Origin of the sequence: Alcaligenes sp. EGD-AK7, assembly GCF_000465875.3 — a bacterium.
GTDB classification, from domain to species: Bacteria; Pseudomonadota; Gammaproteobacteria; order Burkholderiales; family Burkholderiaceae_B; genus Alcaligenes; species Alcaligenes phenolicus.
The window spans coordinates 61,934-81,260 of the sequence record NZ_AVOG02000067.1 but is presented as its reverse complement, the minus strand read 5'-3'; the positions used below and the strand labels follow the sequence as shown (position 1 = coordinate 81,260).

Sequence of the window (19,327 nt, the reverse complement as noted above, 5' to 3'; positions counted from 1 at the left end):
ACCAATGCAAATAGCTAAGGGGATTATTTTTCCTGATCCAGCTCGAACGTCTTGTGCAGAGCACGCACCGCCAATTCCATGTACTTGTCGGCAATAATCACCGAGGTCTTGATCTCGCTGGTGCTGATCATCTGGATGTTGATGCCCTCTTCGGACAAGGCGCGGAACATGGAGCTGGCAATACCAGCGTGGTTACGCATGCCAATACCGACGATGGACACTTTGCACACGGCTTCGTCAAATACGATTTCACCAGCACCCACAGCCGGGCCGACCTGGTTCATCAGCAGTTCCTTGGTACGCAGCGCGTCGTTGCGGCTGACGGTAAAGGAAAAGTCTGTGGTGCCCTGAACCGACAGGTTCTGCAAAATCATGTCGACTTCGATGTTAGCCGCTGCGATGGGGCCCAGAATGGAATAGGCCACGCCGGGGGTGTCGGGAACGGCACGCAGGGTGAACTTGGCTTCATCACGGCTGAAGGCGATGCCAGAGACAACGGCAGCTTCCATTTTTTGGTCTTCCTCGAAAGTAATCAGCGTACCCGAAGACATTTCTTCTTCGAGCGAAATCATGGGGTCGGTCATGGAGGACAAGACGCGCACAGGCACCTTGTACTTGCCAGCAAATTCCACAGACCGGATTTGAAGAACTTTGGAGCCCAAAGAGGCCATTTCCAGCATTTCTTCAAAGGACAGCACTTTCATGCGACGTGCTTCGGGCACGACGCGTGGGTCGGTGGTGTAGACACCATCCACATCGGTAAAGATCAGGCATTCGCTGGCCTTCATGGCAGCGGCAACAGCCACCGCGGAAGTATCCGAGCCACCACGACCCAGGGTCGTGATATTGCCTTCATCATCCACACCCTGGAAGCCGGTCACAACGACCACACGGCCTGCGTCCAGATCCTGGCGAATGCGGGTGTCATCAATAGAACTAATGCGGGCACGGGTGTAGGCATTGTCGGTCTTGACGGGAACTTGCCAACCGGCATAGCTGCGGGCGGGAACGCCCTGGGCAGCCAAGGCCATGGCCAACAAAGCGCTACTGGCTTGTTCGCCCGTAGCGGCCAGCATATCCAGCTCGCGCGGATCAGGCTGAATGCTCAGTTCTTTGGCCAGGCCTAGCAAACGGTTGGTTTCACCGGACATGGCCGAAGGAACCACCACAACTTGGTGCCCGGCGGCATGCCATTTGGCAACCCGACGCGCCACATTCTGGATGCGCTCGATCGAGCCCATCGACGTGCCGCCATATTTATGTACGATCAGGGACATCTTTTACTCTGCATCAAAGGGCTAAGGTCTGGGATAGACACAAAACCCAACTATTCTAACGACTTTCTGTGCCCCAAGCGCAGGCTCTACCACATACACACGCAAAAAAACACATACTTTGTCGACTCAACACCATAGCCCACGCTCCTGCCACAGGCCACCCCAAACTACTTACTTGCTTGATCGGCCACCAGGCCTGCTTGCTGGTCGCCTGGACCGGCAGATTCGATCTGCACCCGGCCTCGCACACAGCGCACCAGGTTCTGTCCATGCTTCCACATCAAATTTCTGTCGTGCCCCCGGGCATGCAGCCCGCGCAGTTGCTTGAGCAGTTCTGCCAGACGCGCTTGCGTAGGCAAGCCAGCTCCCTGCTCCTGCAACCAATAACGGAGCACCAGGCTTTGCCGCGCTGGCTCCAGGCTACGCCACGCCACCAAACTGAAACTGCGTCCTGTTTCATCAGGTTCCAGTGTCTGCCAGTCCTGGCTGGCCACACTATCCAATACTTCCTGCGTTTCGCGGCTTAGCTGGGCTTGACGCTGCAAACGGCTTTGCCAGCCCGGCCAGCGCGCGTCGAGTACAGGCGTGAGCAAATCGCGCACTGCGCCACGGGTGTAATCAGGATTGATATTGGTGGGATCTTGTACCGCATGCCAGCCCGTGGCTGCGGCAAACGCATCACTGGCTTGAAGAATAAGTGCCCTGGGCTGCTCCAGCCAGGGTCGCCAGTACTGCAATTGATCGCGCTGCATACGGGGTGCCATCGCCCCCAGACCGGTTGTACCCGTGCCTCGCAGCAAACGCATCAGAACCGTTTCGGCCTGATCATCTTGATGATGAGCCAGCAGCACATGCTGCAAGCCAACAAAGTGCGCCAGTTCAGCCAGGCCTTGATAGCGGGCATCTCGCGCGGCGGATTCCATGCCATCTGCGCTTAGACGGCGGGACTGTACCTGGACCCGCAAGCTGTGACAGGGTCGCTGCAAACGCGCAGCCAAGTCATGCACATGCGCTTGCCACTGATCGGCAATGGCTTGCAGGCCGTGATGAATATGGAAAAAATGAAGTGTGACTTTGCGGCGGCTGGCCCAAAGATGGGTATGTACCGCCAGCATTGCCGAGTCCGCACCACCACTTAAGGCGACAGCGACGCTATCGCCGCTTTTAAAACTTAGGTGATGGTTAAGCGCCTCCAGCAGCGGGGGTGAGGGGCTAAAGCCCCCCAGCTGACTGGAAGGCAATGGATCAGGCACGAACTTCCTGATAACGGCCGTAGGCCAGGAGACGTTCCATACGCTGCGCCAGCAGTTGTTCGGTGCTCAGGCCCGAGACCTGACGCAAGGCATCAGCCAGGGCACGGCCCAATTGGCGCGCCATCATGGTGGGATCGCGATGTGCGCCACCAATGGGCTCGTTGATCACGCGATCGACCAGGCCCAGTTCTTTCAGACGGGGAGCGGTAATGGCCAGGGCCTCAGCCGCCACGGGCGCCTTGTCCGCACTACGCCACAGAATCGAGGCACAACCTTCGGGCGAGATCACGGCGTAGGTGGAATATTGCAGCATGGAGACCACGTCACCCACGGCAATCGCCAACGCACCACCCGAACCGCCTTCACCAATAATGGTGGAGATGATAGGTACACGCAGTTTGGCCATGGCAAACAGGTTGTGACCGATTGCCTCGGACTGGCCACGCTCTTCAGCGCCAATACCAGGGTAGGCGCCGGGAGTATCAATGAAGGTAAAGACAGGGATACCAAATTTTTCCGCCAACCTCATCAAGCGCAGGGCTTTACGGTAGCCTTCGGGGCGCGGCATGCCAAAGTTGCGACGGGCGCGCTCTTTGGTATCACGACCTTTCTGGTGACCAATCACCATGCAAGGCGTACCGTTGAAACGGGCCAGACCACCCACAATGGCCAGGTCGTCCGCATACATGCGATCGCCATGCAGCTCGTGGAAGTCCGAGAAGATCTGGTTTACATAGTCCAGGGTGTATGGACGTTGTGGATGGCGAGCAACCAGGGCCGTTTGCCAAGGCGTGAGCTTGGCGTAAATGTTCTTGGCCAGCGTCTGGCTTTTTTGCTGCAGACGGCTGAGTTCCTCTGAAATATCCACAGCGGAATCAGATTGCACATAGCGGAGCTCTTCGATTTTGCCTTCGAGCTCGGCCAAAGGCTGCTCAAATTCCAGGAATGTATTTCGCATGTCGGTTCTTAAGGTTTAGGCCTAATTTAATATCGTACCGCAACTGTGTTCAGACTGCGCCACAGATGCCAGGTAGCCACCGTGCACCACGGTGCCCACGCTTGAGCAACTTCACGCGCCTCGAACCGGGAGACCGGCTCGCCGCTGAAATAGTGCAGAGAGATTGCCTTGAGCAGGCCCGCATCATCCAAGGGGAGAACATCGGGTCTGTGCAAGTTGAAAATCAGAAACATATCAGCCGTCCAGCGACCTACACCACGAATGGCGCACAGGTCCGCAATAACGGCTTCATCAGACAGGGACTGCCATGCCTGGGGGTCGATTTTACGAGCATCAAAGTGAGTCGCCAAATCAACAATATATTCGGCCTTGCGTTTGGGCAAGCCCAAACCATGCAGGGCCTCGTAACCCAGTTCCAAAATAAGTTCAGGCGAGAGTGGCTGGCCGCAACCGTCCAGCAGCTTGCGCCACAGCTGGTCCGCCGTACGCGAGGCCAGTTGCTGGCCCACAATGGAACGCACCAAAGTGGTGAAAGCCGGAGCCTGATGTTGTAGCCAGTAGTCGCCATGCTGGGGGATGAGCTTGCGCAAGATACGATCGCGCTTCATCAGCTGGGCGCAGGCGTCGTCCCAGTAATCAGGTTTGCCCACCAAACGAACTTGAGGGCCGGATTGAACGCCGCTTAGGCCCTGCGCCATTGTGTTGCTCCACCTGGCCGATCTTCCAGCTCTACGCCCTGCTCTTTAAGCTGCTCACGGATGGCGTCGGCGCGCGCAAAGTCGCGATTCTGTTTAGCCTGGCCGCGTTCCGCCAGAAGCTCGTCAATCTGGGCGTCGCTCAAGGAGTCGGCACCGGCCACGCTGGCTGCCTGACCAAAGCGTGTGCTGGCACGCCAGTAGACGGCCGGGTCCACTTGCAACAGACCAATCACGCCACCCAGAGCGCGCATCAAACCGGCGGCCTGCGCATCCTTGTCGCGGTTGGCCTGGCCAGCCAGTTCAAACAGAACGGCAACAGCGCCAGCCGTATTGAAATCGTCGTTCATGGCTTCGGCAAACGCCAGAGCGGGGCCTTGAGTCCAGTCAATCTGGACATCGGCGGCAGGAACGTGTTGAAGGGTCTGGTACAGACGGTCCAAAGCCTGCTGAGCATCGCGCAGATTATCTGGCGCGTAGTTTTGCAAGCTGCGGTAATGATTGCGCACAATAAAGAAGCGCAGCATTTCAGCTTCACGCGGATTGGCGATGTAGCTGCTTTCTTCGTCGGCTAGACCTTCGGGGGCCACGGTATCGCGAATGCGACGGAAGTTGCCCAGGGACTTGGACATTTTCTCCGAGTCCACCATCAGGGGACCGCAGTGCATCCAGACATTGGCCAACTGGCCGCCAAAGGCGCCTTCCGTTTGGGCAATTTCGTTTTCGTGGTGAGGGAACTTCAAGTCTGGGCCACCGCCGTGAATATCCAGGGGCAGGCCCAGCAGCGCCTTGCTCATGGCCGAACATTCGATGTGCCAGCCCGGACGGCCCAGGCCGTACGAGGATTCCCATTTGGATTCGGCGGGTTCGTCTTCTTTAGCCGACTTCCACAGCACAAAATCCAGAGGGTCACGCTTGGCCGAGTTCAGGGCAACACGCTCACCGGCACGCAGATCATCCAAAGAGCGACCCGACAATTTGCCGTAGCCGGGGAACTGACGCACGGCGTAGTTCACATCACCGTCTTCGGACTGATAGGCCAGGCCGTTTTCTTCCAGCTTGGCAATAATGCCCAGCATATCGGGCACGTGCTGCGTGGCGCGTGGTTCCGAGTCAGGGCTTTGCACACCCAGGGCCTTTTCGTCGGCATGCATGGCGGCAATATAGAAGTCCGTTACCTGAGACATCAGTTGCTTGCGCTCGACGGCACGGCGGATGATCTTGTCATCAATATCGGTAATATTGCGCACATAGGAGACGCGATAGCCGCTTGCTCGCAACCAACGCTGCACGATGTCAAAGCTGACCAGCATACGAGCGTGCCCCAGGTGACAGAAGTCGTACACCGTCATGCCACAGACGTACATACGCACGTGGCCCGGTTCAACCGGAGAAAACACCTCTTTAGAGCGTGACAACGAGTTATAAATGCGCAACATGGCCTGTAATCGTCATAAAATCGGAACCTTGTGCCAGAACAATTGCCCTTGGATCAGGTTCCGTATTTCCCGCCCGGCAAGAGGCAAGGTTAGAATGATGGTCAATAAGTATAGCAAGCAGACCTCGTTAAAGGCAGCAATCTACCAACCTTCCTGGTCTTCAAGCCAGATTTTATAGGCGCCCCCTCTGTGTTCAGTACACCTAGACGGACTCGGTTTCTCGCTCCTTGCACCTTGGCCCTTTTTCTGGCCCTGGGTCAAAACGTGAGCGCCCAATCCCTGCCCGATTTGCCCCCGCCCAGTGCGCGGGTGAACGATCCCTTGCTGGATATCGCTCCCGAACCTGAACGTGGCTGGAAGGGTCTGGCCCGTGCTCTGGACGTGCTGGCCCCCAGCGTCGATACCTCTTTGCCGCTTAGCGCCGCTGAAGTCAGCCAGCGCATCAGCACCTTGATTGCCCAGGGCCGTCATGCCGACGCCTTGCAGGCGATCGAAAAACAGCTGGAGCAACGCAAGGACCGGGGCGAGCCCGGTGCCAATGTGCAGTTGCTGTTTTTGAAGGCACGCGCCCTGTCGGCCAGTGGTGACCACAATGGCGCCATCAGCCTTTACCAGAACATGACCACCTATTACCCGGAGTTGCCCGAGCCCTGGAATAATCTGGCGGCCGAGTACATCGCGCAGGACAAGCTGGACCTGGCCCTGGAAGCCCTGAAAATGGCTTTGACCGCCGATCCGTCCTACGCACTGGCCCGCGCCAATATGGGTGAAGTCCAACTGATGCTGGCCAATGACACCTACCGTCAAGCCGCCGCCAGTGGTGTGCCCAAAGCAGCCCAGCGTGCGCAACAAACTGGCCAAATTCTGCAACAATAAGATTTTTCCTTGACTGGGTTGTCCCTATCTTATGTTTGCAAGCACATTTCAATGGTGTGATCAGGCTCGCAGCTTGCGCACCCTGCTTATTGCTGCCTGTATGGCTATGCCTATGATGAGCAGTCCGGCTATGGCAGCAGATTCTTCCACTTCTTCTGAAGGCACTTCTATGAGCACCTCTCCACGCGTCCAACTGCAGACGAACCAGGGCACCATCCTGATCGAACTGAACGCAGAAAAAGCCCCCAACACCGTAGCCAACTTTGTGGACTACGTGTCCAGCGGTTTTTACGACGGCACCGTGTTTCACCGTGTGATCAACAACTTCATGATCCAGGGCGGCGGCTTTGAGGCCGACATGAAGCAAAAAGCCACCAACGCTCCTGTCAAGAACGAAGCTGACAACGGTTTGAAGAACGACAAGTACACCCTGGCCATGGCTCGCACCTCCGACCCACACTCGGCTACGGCTCAGTTCTTCATCAACGTGGCTGACAACGACTTCCTGAACTTCACCGCTCCTACCGCCAATGGCTGGGGCTACGCCGTATTTGGCCGCGTGATCGAAGGCATGGACGTGGTCGACAAGATCAAGACCGTGCGCACCGGCAACAAGGGCTTCCACCAAGACGTGCCCGTTGAGGACGTCGTTCTGGAAAAAGCCACGCTTGTCGAATAAGCTCACGCTTGCGGGCAACATCTGGATTGCTGCGGACCTGCATCTGGGTCCGGACAATCCAGACACCGTCCAGGATTTCCTGCAGTTTCTGCACTCCGCCCAGCATCAAGCTCATGCCTTGATCCTGGGCGGTGATATTTTCAATGCCTGGATTGGTGACGATCAAATCGCCCACCCTGCTCCCTGGCTTGCTCAAGTCAGTGAGGCGCTGCGCACATTCGCGCAGCAGCATCCGCTGTATCTGATGCGCGGCAATCGCGATTTCCTGCTGGGCCAAACCTACGCCCGCCATGTTCACGCCACGCTATTGCCCGATCAAGTCGTTCTGGACACTTCTGCCGGCCTGATTCTGATGTCGCACGGCGACGAGTACTGCCTGGACGATCTGGCCTATCAACGCTTTCGCCATTGGGTACGCAAACCCTGGCTCCAGAAACTCTATCTGGCCTGCCCTTTAAGCTTGCGTCAGCGTATTGCCGATTCAGCCCGCGCCGGTAGCCAGCGCGGCAAGCAATACAAGTCCAAAGACATCATGGATGTGCAGCCTGCAGCTATTGTGGCAGCCTGCGAGGCGCATCCTGTGCAGGCCATGGTTCATGGCCATACACATCGCCCTGCAGTACATGACATTCCCGGCTTTGAGCCGGTACGCCGCTGGGTACTCCCGGATTGGGAATCTGACTCCTCGGAAGGAGGACGACGGGGCGGCTATATCAGCATTGAAGGTGTACAGCTCTGCCTGCACCAGTGGGGGCAAGAGGATCAGTGTCAGACACTGGGACCTCAGTAAGAGTGACTTCACCTACAGCCAGCTAGGTTTAAGCTCCACGTCTTTTTATACCTTCTTGCGATAAAACCTGTTTTTCTTCACACGGTGCTGGTGGCAGGAATCAAGGTGGCTGCATAAGCATTTTTGAGGGGGCAATTGGGCTCGACTTGGCGGGTCTCCGGCCCGTGCTGCGCACGGGCTCCCTGGTCTCTTGCAGTATCCAGGCGCCCTGTGAACTCGCGGGGTGGCTCGTCCCCCGGACGAACCACAAGCGCCCCGCTCAAACAGCACAGGGCTTGCATCCTGGATACTGCAAGAGCCTGCGGCCAGAGCCCTGACTCGCCCGTCGAGCCCAATTGCCCCCTCAAAAACGCAAAAAAGACCGTGATTTTTGCCAACAAGATACTTTCGCTCGCGGCAACCAAAGCGGACCACCGAAGGCTGGTCTCGTGCCCGACCACCGACTCTTGGCGCCATGAGCAGCAAGGCTGCTTGTCCCTTCCTCACTGTGAGCCTCTCGGTTCGTCTGCCCTGGTATCCGGGCGGTTCAGACTGCTTGCCGCAGGCGGTGTTCGGATACGGGGTGCAAGCGCCCTTCTGTTTGAGCGGGGCGCTTGTGTCTTGTCCGGTGGACAAGACACCCCGCGAGTTAAGGGCGCGCCCGTATCCGAACACCGACCAGGGTACCGGTGCGCAGCACCGGCAAGTAGTCAGCCCGGATACCGGGGCAGACGAACCGAGAGGCGTCTTGCTGAGACCAAGCTCCCTTCAATAAGCAGCAGCGTATCGAAGCCAAGCCAGACCAAATGACGGGCGACAAACCTGCTATTTGCCAACAAACCCTTGCACACAATAATCACCAAAAAAGTGCCTATCAAATTGGTACATCGCTAGATACGCGGACAGACAGACGGATAGACAGCTAGACAGATAAATAGATAGATAGATAGATAGATAGATAGATAGATAGATAGATAGGTAGGTAGGTAGGTAGGTAGGTAGGTAGAATATGTGCGTGAAAAGACGACATTTACCGAGCCTCCCTGAAAAGAAAAATCCCCGCTGGCAGGTCAAGCAAGCGGGGATTTCAAAACCTCTAAGGCGGCAAAGATCTAAGTCATCAGCCACACAAACAATACTCCGCCCAACGCAATCCGATACCAGGCAAAAGGACGATAGGTGCGACTGGACACAAAGCGCAGCACGGCCTTCACCAGGAACAAGGCGCTAAAGAAGGCAGCAACAAAGCCCACAATAATCGCGGTGCTTTGATCTGCACTCAAGGACGCACCGTTGCGATACAGGTCATAAACCGTAGCAGCCAGCATGGTTGGCATGGCCAGGAAGAAAGAAAACTCCGTGGCGGTCTTGCGCTGAATACCAGCCAACATGCCACCGATAATGGTGGCACCCGAACGTGAAGTACCAGGCACCATGGCAATGCACTGGGCAAAACCAACCACCAAAGCCTGCTTCCAGGTGATCTCTTCCAAGGCAAAGGCGGTAGCCTTCTGCGAGGTGGCGGTTTCACCCTGATCCAGCTCCGACGTGTTCTTCGCGTACTGCGGTTTGCGCTCGACCCACAGCATCAACAAACCACCCAATACCAGCGTGAACACAAACACAATCTGGTGATGGAACAGCGCTTTAACGTACTGAATCGTCAAGGCACCAATAACGGCAGCGGGCAAAAAGGCAATCAGCAGATTGCGAGTGAACATCAGCTCGGTGCGATCTCCGCGCAAGACCCCGGTGATCAGCTGAATCAAACGGGCGCGAAAAATCCAGATCACGGCCAGAATCGAACCAAACTGAATGACAACCTCGAAGACCTTGGCATCGCCCGAGGAAAAATCAATCCAGGAGCCCAGGATCAGCAAGTGCGCCGTACTGGAAACCGGAATGAATTCCGTGATGCCCTCAACAATCCCCAGAAACAGGGCTTTCAACAAATAGAGAGTTTGCTCAGTCATGTTGTCCGAATCAAAGCCAATAAAAATTAAGACGCCAGAAATGGATCGATTTGTTCATCATCGTATGGCACACGTTCCAGGCTGACCTGTGAAATGCGACGCCCTTCCAGCTCTTCCACCTTGAAGCGATACACCGCATCGCTTTGCTCAAGCACACACATATCGCCCACCTTGGGCAATTGTCCGAAACGCGTCAGCAGATAACCGGCCAGGGTGGCATATTCTTCCTCTTCATCCACCAGACCATCCACACCCAGCATCTGTTCCAGATGATGCAAGTCGGTGGAGCCGTCCAGGAGCCAGTGGTCCTGGGACTCCTGGACAATATCGGGGGTTTCGTCCTCGCTGGGGAAGTCGCCTGCAATCGCCTCGAAAATATCCAAAGGCGTCACCAAACCTTCAATAGTGCCGAACTCGTCCGTCACCATGACCAACTGCCCGCGGCTTTGCTTGATGGTTTCCATCAGGTCCAAAATCCCGATGGACTCATACACAAAAACCGGCTGACGCAATTGGTCCAGACGGATATGACCATGAATCAGCAGGTCTGCCAGTAACTCTTTGCTTCGACCAATGCCAATAACCTCATCGAGCGAACCGCGACACACTGGCACCATGCTATGGGGTTCATGTGTCATCTTTTCGCGCAGGACCTCAGGATCGTCCTGCACATTCACCCAGGTAATCGCATTGCGCGGCGTCATCACCGAATGCACGGTACGCTCGGACAAAGTCAGCACACCACTGACCATATTGCGTTCTTCCTGACCGAACACCATTTGCGCCGCTGCACCGGGCAGATCCGGCCCGATGACCGTTTCACCGGAAGCGGGACGCTTGCCCAACATGCGCAGCACAGCCTCGGCCGTACGCTCACGCATGGGACGACCTGCCTGCAGCATACGCAACTTGCGACGCGCCAGCTGATTGAACATTTCGATCAGGATGGAGAAGGAAATGGCCGCATACAGGTAACCCTTGGGTACATGTACGCCAAAGCCTTCCACCAGCAAGGAGAAGCCGATCATCAACAAAAAGCCCAGGCACAGGATCACCACCGTGGGGCGACTATTGATATAAGCCGTCAAGGGTTTGGAAGCAACCAGCATGATGCCAATGGCAATGACCACCGCCGCCATCATGATGGGCAGGTGCTCGACCATACCCACCGCAGTAATGACCGCGTCGATGGAGAACACGGCATCCAGCACCACGATCTGCGCCACGATGACCCAGAAGCTGGCATACATGCGCGAGCCGGAAGCATGAGCGCTGCGGTTCTCAATACGTTCGTGCAGCTCCAGTGTGCCCTTGAACAGCAGGAAAAAACCACCCACGATCATGATCAGATCACGGCCAGAAAAATCCAGACTGAATATGGAGATCAAGGGGTCGGTCAGCTGCACCAGATGGGACATGACCGTGAGCAAGCCAAGGCGCATCAGCAAGGCCAGTGACAGGCCCAGTACACGAGCCCGGTCGCGCTGCGCCGGAGGCAGCTTGTCGACCAAAATTGCAATGAACACCAGGTTATCGATGCCCAGCACAATTTCCAGAACTACCAGTGTGAGTAACCCAACCCAGGCGGTCGGGTCCATCAACCACTCCATCTCAGCTCCTTGGCGCTGTGATTAAAAGAACACCCCGGCAATGCCGGGGTCTAGGTTCTTAATCTTGCAGGTGCGACAGCATCTGAATAAAGATCTTCGGACTGGCGGCAATCACATTGCCAGTCTCTTTCCAGGTTTGTTCGCCTTCAAAGTCGCCCACCAGACCGCCGGCTTCGGTCACCAGCAAAGTGCCGGCAGCCAGATCCCAAGGTTGCAGATTGACGGCGCAGAAGCCATCCAGACGACCTGCAGCCACATAAGCCAGATCCAAAACCGTTGCACCCACGCGACGCACGGCAGCACATTCGGCCAGCATATCGGCAAATGGGGAGGTGGGTTTCACGCCTGCACCCGAATCCGGCACGTGTGCACCGATCAAGGCATCGTGGTAACGAGTCTGGCCCGACACACGAATACGACGGTCGTTCAGGAAGGCACCACCGCCACGGCTGGCCGTGAACATTTCATTGCGGTTGGTGTCGTAAATGACGGCATGGGCAGCCTGGCCACGGTGCATCAAGGCAATCGAAATTGCGTAGCACGGAAAGCCGTGGATAAAGTTGGTGGTGCCATCCAGAGGATCAATGACCCACTGGTATTCGGGAGTACCTTCGCCTGCGGGTTCCAGCGGTGGGCGCTCGCCCGTTTCCTCGCCGATAAAACCGTGGTCGGGGTAAGCTTCGCTCAACACTTCAATGATGGCTTCCTCTGCTGCGCGATCCACTTCCGTGACATAATCTTTAGGGCCTTTACGCGCAACCGACAGGTGCTGGAGGTCCAGACTGGCGCGAGAGATAATGGTGCCGGCACGGCGAGCCGCCTTGATGGCGGTATTGAGCATCGGGTGCATGGAAATTCCGTTTTTTTAACAATAATTGAGCCTGCCTGGCGTGCCCTGTTGCAGGGCAAAATCGCGTGAGCAGACACAGGAAGCGTAGCTTCAAAGTAGCTATTTTAAATGACTCAGACGCAAGCATCGGCATTTGATGATAATTTTCACCGGGTTCGCTTCATTATGGTGCAACCCAGCCACCCTGGAAACGTCGGCGCAGCAGCGCGAGCGATCAAAACCATGGGCTTTGGCGACTTATGTCTGGTCGACCCGCTAGACCCGGACGTTGCACAAAACCCTCAGGCAATCTCGCTGGCCAGCGGTGCCGTCGACGTTTTGGAGCAAGCAACTATTGTTCCCACTCTGGCGCATGCACTGGAACCGGTCACTCTGGCTTTTGCCCTGACGGCCCGCCCCCGCTATTTAGGACCGCCAGCCGCCGATATACGTCAGACTGCCGAACTGAGCCGTGAGCATCTGCGCCAGCACGCCGGAACCGTCGCCATTGTGCTGGGGACCGAACGCGTGGGCCTGACCAATGATCACATCAGCCAGTGCCAATACGTCTGCCATATTCCGGCCAATCCTGAATACAGTTCCCTGAATGTCGCCCAGGCTTTGCAACTGGCTGCCTGGGAATTGCGCTACGCGCTGCTGGCTGAAAGCGGTGCCAGCCTGCTGCCCCATACGGATGGCAAGGCAGACCCTGGCAAGGAGCTGGCTCCCCAAGCCAAAGTGCAAGCCTTGCTACAGCACTGGGAACAGGCCATTGAAAGCGTCAAGTTCCTGGACCCCAAACACCCCAAGAAGCTGGTGCCCCGCATGCAGCACCTGTTCGGGCGCGCCCAGCTTAGTTTGGACGAAGTGGATATGTTGCGCGGCCTGTGTACCGCCATGATCAAGACCGCCAAAACAGCGGGCCACCCCATCCCTGAACAACGTAAAGACGAATCGGCAGGCCCGGAACATCGCTAAAACCTGCCTTCAAACGCGCTACCCCTCTTGCCCGCTGCACCCAGCGGGCACTGTCTTTTATGAGCGATCACACAGTGGACACTTTCTTGGCTGGCGTATATTCTTACTGAGTTACTTTTTCGGTAAGCAATAGCTGTTTTCAAGCATGAACACTCCCGAGACCGTAGAACCGCAGGATCAGGCCGGGCCGCGCACCTTGCAACGCGGCCTGCTGGTGCTCAAGACTTTGCAGAATCATCAAGGCAAAGGGCTGAGCGTCACCGACCTGTCGCGCGCCACGCAATTACAGCGCCCCACCATCTACCGGCTGCTGGCCGCCCTGATCGATCACGGTCTGGTCCAGAACAGTAGCCATAGCCGTCGCTACAGCGCCACGCGCCAGGATCAGGGCCTGTTTGGACTGGACCCGCGTGTCACCATCATGCAGCCCATCATGCAAGAGCTGGCTCAACAGACTGGCGACGCGGTCTTTCTGGTGGGCCGCGATGGCGACGACTCCGTTAGCCTGTGGCGCGAAATTGGCCCCTACCCGGTACAGATTCTGGCCACTTATGTCGGCAAGCGTCAGCCTTTGGGCGTGGGTTCGGGTGGCATGGCCTATCTGGCCACACTTGGGGACGAAGCGATCGAGCAGATTATCGAACGCAATGCCAATCAACTGGATCAGTACGGTGGCATGACTCAGCGCGAGATGCGCCAGTTGGTCACCAACACCCGTATCCGGGGCTACTCGGTTGTAGGCAATTACGCCGTACGCGGTGCTTTGGGTGTGGGCTGCGCGTTGTGCGATCACAAAGGCCGCCCCATTCTGGCCATGAGTGTCACGGCCATTACCGAGCGCATGCCTGCGCCACGGCAAAAAGAAATTGCCGGTTTGCTGCGCGACGCGCTGGATTCGGTCGCCGACAAGTTTTAAATCTGGGCGGATTTCTCCCCCTGAATGGTGTCGGGATCGTTAACACCCTCATCCGCACACAGCCTGCCCTGTGTGCTTTTTTACGTCTCGAAGTTCATTCCCTCTGTCTGCTTTTCCAATCAACGCAGGTGGCTCCTCCAGGCTCAGCCTGTCAAAAAAAGAGAAACTACGCTGGCTATAAGCCCAGTCCCTTCCCACGCCGCACTCCCCCAGGTTGGCGTATGAAAAAAAGCAGTTCCGTTTCAAACAGCGCCCTATCCGCAACTCAAACTGATCCTCTAATCAGTTCGTTTTAGCTAAATATCCCCATCTCCCGTAAAACAAGCGGCTTTATACCCAAAGCCGCGTGTCGCAGCATTCGCACGCCCTTTTCCCCTAGGGTTAACGCGTCATCGTTTCGCCGCGCGTAAATAAAACAACATTTGCTTTATTGATCCACGCACTAGCCTGTCGCTATCTTGTGGGCACAACGATAAGCCCCCTAAGGGGCACACCATAAAAAAGGAAGGCGAGATACAGGCAACAGTCATTACCGAGGAGTACGCGCTAGCGGGACTGTGTATCCAGCATCCACATCCATCAGCCGACCCACTAGCCAGGTCGGGGAGACAAAAACAAGGATAAGTTCATCATGAACACCACTGCTACCCTCTCGGCCAAACCCAGGCCAAACTTGCTGACCCGCTTTACCAATATCTGCGTGCGTTACGTAGAAAAGTGGATGCCGGACCCGTATCTGTTCGCCGTCATCCTGAGCTTGCTGGTTGTAGGACTGATTGCCCTGTTTGTTGATGGCGCCACCCCCGGAGGAATGGTGGATGCCTGGTATCGCGGGGTATGGGGCCCCAAAAGTATTTTCACCTTTGCCCTGCAAATGGTGCTGATTCTGGTGACGGGCTACACCCTGGCCGAAGCACCACCCTTGAAACGCGCCATCATCTGGTTGGCCTCCCGTGCCCGCACACAAGTTGAAGGTGCCCTGCTGTGCTTTGCCGTGGGCGCGATCTTCTGCCTGCTGAACTGGGGCCTGGGTCTGGTGGCCGGTGCCCTGGTTGCACGCCAGGTTGCCCGCCGTCTGCCCAATGTGCACTTCGGTTATCTGATTGCCTCGGGTTATATGGGTTACCTGCTCTGGACTCAAGGTCTGTCCAGCTCGATTGCCCTGGCCAATACCGACCCCAACAGCCCCATTAACGTCATCCATCAACTGACCAGCATGACGGTGCCGTTCAGCCTGACCATTTTCCAGCCCTATAGCTGGATTCCAGTTGTGGCCCTGATCATCCTGCTGTTTCTGACGATCTGGCGCATGGAGCCTGACTACGCCTTGCCGCCTGACCCCGCCGTCTTTGCTGACATTGAAAAAGACCTGCCCAAAACCAAGCCCAGCACCCCGGCTGAAAAGCTGGAAAACCTGTGGATTCTGAATGTGCTGTTCTTTGCCGCGGGTATGTACTACTTCGTGCGCAGCGGTTTTGCGCTGAACATCTCATCCATGATCATGCTGTTTACCGTCACCGGTGCCCTGCTGCACTGGACGCCTATCCGCTTTATCAAATCCTTTGTCGAGTCCGCCAAAACGGCAGGCCCGCTGATTCTGCAGTACCCGCTGTATGGCGGCATCATGGGCTTGCTAGCCTATATCCCCATGGAAGGCGGTCGCGCCCTGGAAGAAATCCTGTCCTCCGCGCTGGTGACTGGGGCCAATGAATACACTCTGCCCTTCCTGACCTTTATCGCCTCCATCATCATCTCGCTGTTTGTTCCTTCCGGTGGCGGACACTGGGGTGTGCAAGGCCCCATCGCTGTGCAATCGGCCCTGGCCATTGGTCAGGACGGCCCTGCCTACCTGGGCCTGATGTCCATGGCCGTGGCCTTTGGCGAGGCGGTGGCCAATATGATCCAGCCCTTCTGGCTTTTGCCTGTGCTGGCCATTGCGCGCCTGAATGTACGACAAGTGATGGGCTTTACTGTCGTGGCCTTTCTGATTGGCACCGTCATTTTGACGATTGCTATTCTTATCGCACCCTTCACGCTCTAAGGACTTGCCATGTCTGTGAATGATTTCGCTACCCGAAACACGACATCCAGCCAGGAGGCAGCGGAGGCAGCAATTGCCCGCTACGAGCAAACCGAGGATCTGATTCAGGCCTTTGCCCATCTGGACAAGGAGCAGGTACGGCGTGTCGCCCAAGAGCAGGAGGACAACACCGGCCCCTTGAAGGGGCTGGTCATCGGCATCAAGGATTTGATCAATACGGCGGACGCTCCAGCCACCTATGGTTCGCCCATTTATCGCGACAACCGCCCCACCCAGGACGCTGCCATTGTGCAGGCTCTGCGTGCGGCCGGTGCCGTGCCTTTTGGCAAAACCGTCACCACAGAATTTGCGCTGTTTAGTCCACCCAAGACACGCAACCCCTGGAATCTGGAGCACACGCCGGGCGGTTCGTCGTCCGGCTCGGCCGCTGCCGTGGCTGCCAATGTGGTGCCGGTAGCTTTGGGCACCCAGACAGCGGGGTCCGTGGTGCGCCCCGCCACGTTCTGCGGAATTTATGGCTTCAAACCCAGCTTCGGCGCCTTGCCCAGCAGCGGCCTGAAAACCATCAGCCCGTCTCTGGACACCTTGGGAATTTTGGGCCAGCGCCTGGAGGATGTGCGCCGTGTGTTCAACGCGCTGCGCAGCACGCCGGAAGTATCGCAAGTCCTGCAGCAAGCCCCTTTACGCATGAGCTTTTTGCACACGCCCTGGTGGGAGGACATTGCCGAGGATTTGCGTGATCGGCTGGAAGCGACCGTGACTCACCTGAAAATGGATGACGGCCAGTTTGAAGTTCAGCTTAGCGACAGGGACAGTCTGTTTGGTGAACTGACCCACGCGCAGCAAGCCGTCATGGGGGCTGAAGTACTGGCCCATTTAAGCCATGAGCGCCAGCAACACCTGGAACTGCTCTCGCCAGCTTTGCAGACTTATCTGGATAAATGCGCACAGACTCAACCTGCCGAACTGATTCAGGCTCAAGGCCTGATCAATCAGGTCAAGCGCCAACCCGAGCTGATCTTCGGCGACGCAGACCTGATCCTGAGCGCAGCCGCCTTGGGCGAGGCTCCCACACGCGACACGACGGGCGATCCCGTGCTGTGCCGCGCCTGGACGGCACTGGGCATTCCATGCATCAACTTGCCCATCGGCTTTGGCAGCCACGGGCTTCCTTTAGGACTGCAAGTGGCTGCCCGCCCTGGGCAGGATGACCTGCTACTGGAAGCGGCCACCCGCATTGCCCATCGCCTGGGCACATTAACTATCGCGCTGCCTGAACTCCGATCCTGAAGGGTCGGGCAGCTTACTCAACGGATCACATCGACAGAGGTAGGACAGGGAAACCCAATGACGGACAGCAACTGGAATCTTAAGAATCAAGCCCGCCAGCAAAGACTGCAACGTGCCAGCCGCGCACTGGGAGACTCTTTGCAAGGCAAGATATGCAGCACGGATAAAGCCAGCAGCTTGCTGGAAGCCGTATTACAAGTAGGAGATCGAGTATGTCTGGAAGGCAATAACCAGAAGCAGGCCGACTTTCTGGCCGACGCACTGGTGGGCGTCGACCCAGCGCAGATTCATGACCTGCACATGGTGCAATCCGTGCTGGCCTTGCCCCAGCACCTGGATGTGTTTGAAAAAGGCATTGCGAACCGCCTGGACTTCAGCTTTTCCGGCCCGCAAGGTGCGCGCCTGGCCAGGCTGGCCTCGGCAGGACGACTGAACATCGGTGCCATTCATACCTATCTGGAGTTGTTTGCCCGTTACTTTGTAGATTTGACCCCGAATGTCGCGCTCATCGCGGCCCAGGCCGCCGATGAGCACGGCAATCTGTACACCGGCCCCAATACCGAAGATACCCCGGCTATTGTGGAAGCCACTGCCTTTTCCGGCGGCATTGTCATCGCCCAGGTCAACGAGCTGGTCGACAGCAAGACCACCCGCCTGCCGCGTGTGGACATTCCCGCCGACTGGGTGAACTTTGTCGTGCCCGCTCCCCGCCCGCACTTTATCGAACCGCTGTTTACCCGCGACCCAGCCCAGATCAGCGAAATCCAGGTCTTGATGGCCATGATGGCGATCAAGGGCATCTACGCGGAATACGGTGTGCAACGCCTGAACCACGGCATCGGTTTTGATACCGCCGCCATTGAATTGTTGCTGCCCACTTACGGCGAATCACTGGGCCTGAAAGGCAAGATTTGCCAGCACTGGGCCTTGAATCCGCATCCTGCCCTGATCCCGGCCATCGAAGCCGGTTGGGTGCAATCGGTGCACTCCTTCGGCTCCGAGCTGGGCATGGAAAACTATCTGCGCGCCCGCTCCGATGTGTTCTTCACCGGCCCGGATGGCAGCATGCGCAGCAACCGCGCGTTCTGTCAGGCGGCTGGCCACTACGCCTGTGACCTGTTCATCGGCTCCACCTTGCAGATCGACCTGCATGGCAATAGCTCCACCGCCACGCTGGGCCGTATTGCCGGTTTTGGTGGCGCACCCAATATGGGCGCGGATGCTCGCGGTCGTCGCCACGCCAGCCCCGCCTGGTTGAAAGCCGGGCAAGAGGCACGCCAAGGACGCCAAGGTGCAGCCGGTACGCCACGTGGTCAGAAGCTGGTGGTGCAGATTGTGGAAACCTTCCGCGAACACATGACGCCCGCCTTTGTGGACACCCTGGATGCCTGGACCCTGCAGGAGCAGACCGGCATGGATCTGCCGCCCATCATGGTGTACGGCGACGATGTCACTCACATCCTGACAGAAGAAGGCATCGCCAATCTCTTGCTGTGCCGTACCGACGAAGAGCGCGAACAAGCCATACGGGGCGTTGCCGGCTACACGCAAGTGGGCCTGGGCCGAGATGCCCGCATGGTGGAGAACCTGCGTGATCGCGGCATCATCCGTCGCCCTCAAGATTTGGGCATAGACCCACGCCAGGCCACCCGCAATTTATTGGCCGCACGCAGCATGCGGGATCTGGTTCAAGCCTCCGGCGGGCTGTATCAACCTCCGGCACGCTTCCGTAACTGGTAATGGC

General features: G+C 57.2%; 16 protein-coding genes. 8 read left to right on the top strand and 8 right to left on the bottom strand.

The annotated features are described in order from the left end of the window. Positions 1-23: 23 nt before the first annotated feature. From N879_RS17325 to cysS, 5 genes are all read right to left on the bottom strand, one after another. Positions 24-1,277: an aspartate kinase gene (locus N879_RS17325; protein WP_022983529.1), complete on the bottom strand. Its 1,254-nt coding sequence runs from the start codon at positions 1,275-1,277 to the stop codon at positions 24-26. Positions 1,278-1,444: 167 nt separating this feature from the next. After that, positions 1,445-2,392 (bottom strand): tRNA lysidine(34) synthetase TilS, encoded by a 948-nt coding sequence (gene tilS, locus N879_RS17320; RefSeq protein WP_041202996.1) that lies wholly within the window; start codon positions 2,390-2,392, stop codon positions 1,445-1,447. A 130-nt stretch (positions 2,393-2,522) separates the two neighbouring features. After that, positions 2,523-3,488, bottom strand: coding sequence for an acetyl-CoA carboxylase carboxyltransferase subunit alpha (locus tag N879_RS17315; protein ID WP_022983527.1), 966 nt, complete (start codon positions 3,486-3,488; stop codon positions 2,523-2,525). A gap of 26 nt (positions 3,489-3,514) precedes the next feature. Beyond that, positions 3,515-4,186, bottom strand: coding sequence for a DNA-3-methyladenine glycosylase family protein (locus tag N879_RS17310; protein WP_009457811.1), 672 nt, complete (start codon positions 4,184-4,186; stop codon positions 3,515-3,517). Beyond that, positions 4,171-5,622, bottom strand: coding sequence for a cysteine--tRNA ligase (gene cysS, locus N879_RS17305; protein ID WP_009457813.1), 1,452 nt, complete (start codon positions 5,620-5,622; stop codon positions 4,171-4,173). The genes N879_RS17310 and cysS overlap by 16 nt, the downstream gene beginning before the upstream one ends. Positions 5,623-5,886: 264 nt before the next feature. Here cysS and N879_RS17300 point away from each other — a divergent pair, with 264 nt between their 5' ends. The 3 genes from N879_RS17300 (at position 5,887) to N879_RS17290 (ending at position 7,967) form a co-directional block, all read left to right on the top strand. Beyond that, positions 5,887-6,498, top strand: a complete 612-nt coding sequence (locus N879_RS17300) for a tetratricopeptide repeat protein (protein ID WP_226348582.1) — start codon at positions 5,887-5,889, stop codon at positions 6,496-6,498. Positions 6,499-6,667: 169 nt separating this feature from the next. Beyond that, positions 6,668-7,177, top strand: coding sequence for a peptidylprolyl isomerase (locus N879_RS17295; protein WP_045931048.1), 510 nt, complete (start codon positions 6,668-6,670; stop codon positions 7,175-7,177). Further along, positions 7,167-7,967, top strand: coding sequence for a UDP-2,3-diacylglucosamine diphosphatase (locus N879_RS17290; protein ID WP_009457818.1), 801 nt, complete (start codon positions 7,167-7,169; stop codon positions 7,965-7,967). Before N879_RS17295 ends, N879_RS17290 begins: the two co-directional genes overlap by 11 nt. Before the next feature lie 1,091 nt (positions 7,968-9,058). On the opposite strand, the gene N879_RS17280 is transcribed toward N879_RS17290, so the two are convergent. From N879_RS17280 to N879_RS17270, 3 genes are read right to left on the bottom strand one after another with little or no spacing between them, the layout of a single operon-like run. Further along, entirely contained in the window at positions 9,059-9,919 is an 861-nt protein-coding gene (locus N879_RS17280; RefSeq protein WP_022983525.1) for an undecaprenyl-diphosphate phosphatase, read from the bottom strand. Positions 9,920-9,945: 26 nt separating this feature from the next. Next, a complete protein-coding gene (locus N879_RS17275; protein WP_009457822.1) occupies positions 9,946-11,529 on the bottom strand; it encodes a TerC family protein in 1,584 nt (527 codons plus the stop codon). Positions 11,530-11,587: 58 nt separating this feature from the next. Then, positions 11,588-12,379 (bottom strand): inositol monophosphatase family protein, encoded by a 792-nt coding sequence (locus N879_RS17270; RefSeq protein ID WP_009457824.1) that lies wholly within the window; start codon positions 12,377-12,379, stop codon positions 11,588-11,590. A 108-nt stretch (positions 12,380-12,487) separates the two neighbouring features. On the opposite strand from N879_RS17270, the gene N879_RS17265 reads away from it, so the two are divergent. From N879_RS17265 to mdcA, 5 genes are all read left to right on the top strand, one after another. Further along, complete coding sequence (locus N879_RS17265; protein WP_009457826.1) at positions 12,488-13,336, top strand: RNA methyltransferase; 849 nt, start codon at positions 12,488-12,490, stop codon at positions 13,334-13,336. 145 nt (positions 13,337-13,481) lie between these two features. Next, positions 13,482-14,252, top strand: a complete 771-nt coding sequence (locus N879_RS17260) for an IclR family transcriptional regulator (protein ID WP_022983524.1) — start codon at positions 13,482-13,484, stop codon at positions 14,250-14,252. Positions 14,253-14,883: 631 nt separating this feature from the next. After that, on the top strand, positions 14,884-16,293 hold the full coding sequence (locus N879_RS17255; protein WP_022983523.1) for a short-chain fatty acid transporter: 1,410 nt from the start codon (positions 14,884-14,886) through the stop codon (positions 16,291-16,293). 9 nt (positions 16,294-16,302) lie between these two features. Next, the gene (locus N879_RS17250; protein ID WP_009457828.1) at positions 16,303-17,583 is read left to right on the top strand and encodes an amidase; all 1,281 of its coding nucleotides are present in this window, start codon (positions 16,303-16,305) and stop codon (positions 17,581-17,583) included. A 57-nt stretch (positions 17,584-17,640) separates the two neighbouring features. After that, positions 17,641-19,323, top strand: a complete 1,683-nt coding sequence (gene mdcA, locus N879_RS17245) for a malonate decarboxylase subunit alpha (protein ID WP_009457830.1) — start codon at positions 17,641-17,643, stop codon at positions 19,321-19,323. The last annotated feature ends 4 nt before the right edge of the window (positions 19,324-19,327 follow it).

Coding starts and splice junctions, on each gene's coding strand:
- N879_RS17325 (WP_022983529.1), bottom strand. CDS start 1,277: ATGTCCCTGATCGTACATAAATATGGCGGCACGTCGATGGGCTCGATC.
- tilS (WP_041202996.1), bottom strand. CDS start 2,392: ATGCTGGCGGTACATACCCATCTTTGGGCCAGCCGCCGCAAAGTCACA.
- N879_RS17315 (WP_022983527.1), bottom strand. CDS start 3,488: ATGCGAAATACATTCCTGGAATTTGAGCAGCCTTTGGCCGAGCTCGAA.
- N879_RS17310 (WP_009457811.1), bottom strand. CDS start 4,186: ATGGCGCAGGGCCTAAGCGGCGTTCAATCCGGCCCTCAAGTTCGTTTG.
- cysS (WP_009457813.1), bottom strand. CDS start 5,622: ATGTTGCGCATTTATAACTCGTTGTCACGCTCTAAAGAGGTGTTTTCT.
- N879_RS17295 (WP_045931048.1), top strand. CDS start 6,668: ATGAGCACCTCTCCACGCGTCCAACTGCAGACGAACCAGGGCACCATC.
- N879_RS17280 (WP_022983525.1), bottom strand. CDS start 9,919: ATGACTGAGCAAACTCTCTATTTGTTGAAAGCCCTGTTTCTGGGGATT.
- N879_RS17275 (WP_009457822.1), bottom strand. CDS start 11,529: ATGGAGTGGTTGATGGACCCGACCGCCTGGGTTGGGTTACTCACACTG.
- N879_RS17270 (WP_009457824.1), bottom strand. CDS start 12,379: ATGCACCCGATGCTCAATACCGCCATCAAGGCGGCTCGCCGTGCCGGC.
- N879_RS17265 (WP_009457826.1), top strand. CDS start 12,488: ATGACTCAGACGCAAGCATCGGCATTTGATGATAATTTTCACCGGGTT.
- N879_RS17260 (WP_022983524.1), top strand. CDS start 13,482: ATGAACACTCCCGAGACCGTAGAACCGCAGGATCAGGCCGGGCCGCGC.
- N879_RS17255 (WP_022983523.1), top strand. CDS start 14,884: ATGAACACCACTGCTACCCTCTCGGCCAAACCCAGGCCAAACTTGCTG.
- N879_RS17250 (WP_009457828.1), top strand. CDS start 16,303: ATGTCTGTGAATGATTTCGCTACCCGAAACACGACATCCAGCCAGGAG.
- mdcA (WP_009457830.1), top strand. CDS start 17,641: ATGACGGACAGCAACTGGAATCTTAAGAATCAAGCCCGCCAGCAAAGA.